Source organism: Paenarthrobacter aurescens, assembly GCF_025421775.1.
GTDB lineage: Bacteria > Actinomycetota > Actinomycetes > Actinomycetales > Micrococcaceae > Arthrobacter > Arthrobacter aurescens_B.
In genome coordinates, this window is record NZ_JAOEFX010000205.1 from 1 (window position 1) to 275 (window position 275).

General features: G+C 66.5%; 1 pseudogene. It reads left to right on the plus strand.

The features are described 5' to 3' along the window. Positions 1-221: pseudogene (locus N7568_RS23320) on the plus strand (lyase family protein); the annotation flags it as partial. Positions 222-275 lie beyond the last annotated feature (54 nt).

The window sequence follows — 275 nt, forward strand, 5'->3', positions numbered from 1 at the left end:
CGTTCGCCGAAAAGGGCCGCGAGTTCCGGACAGTCGTGAAGATGGGCCGCACCCAGTGGCAGGACGCTGTCCCCATGACTTTGGGCCAGGAGTTCGGCGGCTATGCGGTGACCATCGGCGACGACCGGGCACGCCTGGACGAGTCCCACATGCTGATCCACGAGATCAAGCTTGGTGCCACGGCCATCGGCACCGGCCTGAATGCCCAGGCCGGATACGCCTAAGCCGCCTGCCGGAACCTGGCCGAACTCACTGGCCTTCCCCTCCTCACCGCC